1 protein-coding gene and 2 pseudogenes are annotated in these 843 nt (G+C 56.8%); 1 reads left to right on the top strand and 2 read right to left on the bottom strand.

All coding sequences use genetic code 11. The features are described from left to right. Nucleotides 1-139, top strand: a pseudogene (locus ACXJKO_RS31880) (ISNCY family transposase); the annotation flags it as partial. Nucleotides 140-172: 33 nt separating this feature from the next. Here the strand turns inward: ACXJKO_RS31880 and ACXJKO_RS31875 are convergent. Further along, on the bottom strand, nucleotides 173-418 hold the full coding sequence (locus ACXJKO_RS31875) for a hypothetical protein (RefSeq protein ID WP_457094993.1): 246 nt from the start codon (nucleotides 416-418) through the stop codon (nucleotides 173-175). A 193-nt stretch (nucleotides 419-611) separates the two neighbouring features. Further along, nucleotides 612-843 (bottom strand): annotated as a pseudogene (locus tag ACXJKO_RS31870) (hypothetical protein); the annotation flags it as partial.

Below are 843 nucleotides of genomic sequence, written 5' to 3'. Positions count from 1 at the left end.
GGCGGCGGTTGTCGAGAACAAGCGGCTGGGTCCGGTGCTGGCCTATATCGCGGAGCGGCAGAAGGAGCTCGACATGAGCCGCAGCCGCAAAGCACCGCGTCGGCGAGGGCAGGCCAAGAGCCTGTTCAAGGTGGGCTGAACTCTCAGCAGTCGCTCCTCAGAAGTGACATCTCTAACGAGCACAATCAGTGACTTGTCTAACGAGTTCTGACATCGCGAGGCGTTCTGTTAGAACGCGGATCAACTCGTGATGGGCCTCCAGAGCCTTCGCCGTGTGTTCACCCTCCAGGCCAGCGCCGGTTAAGGTCTGGATCTGCTTTTGCTCAAAGGCGATGCGCTGCCGCATGCTGTCCGGGGTGGTGTACTTGGCCGCTTCCGTTTCCACCCATCGGGATCTTAGATTGTCGGACTTTTGCATCTGACCCTCGGGATCGCTGTCCCATAGGGTCAACCAATCTGCCCCACAGAATATCGGGCAGCTTGGTTTACATTGCAGAAGGGTGTCAAATCTTCTTGATGGAGGGGGCTCGTCCCATTCAGTCAAGCAAACCCTCACCGCGTCCTGCACCCTCACGCCCCAGTTCCATAAAGAGTGTTCTGCGAATTACGCGCTATGAGTCAGCCCTATCGGGAGACGTCTTTTCGACAAGTGCAACACGATCAAGCTCTGCCCTGATCACTTGCGCCGTTTTGGATCCTACGCCAGGCATCTGCTCAATCCGGACAACGACAGCCTTTAGCTCATCAAGTGTCCCAATCTCAGCGTTCTGCAGCGCCTGCCAAGCCTTGTGGGGCAGACGGAGACCTCGAATAGGGCCGTGATAGCTTTGATTAACGTAAAGC

The organism is Microvirga sp. P5_D2, assembly GCF_054049475.1.
Note: the sequence above shows the minus strand (reverse complement) of the source record. Positions and strands in the feature narration are given on the sequence as shown.

Coding starts and splice junctions, on each gene's coding strand:
- ACXJKO_RS31875 (WP_457094993.1), bottom strand. CDS start 418: ATGCAAAAGTCCGACAATCTAAGATCCCGATGGGTGGAAACGGAAGCG.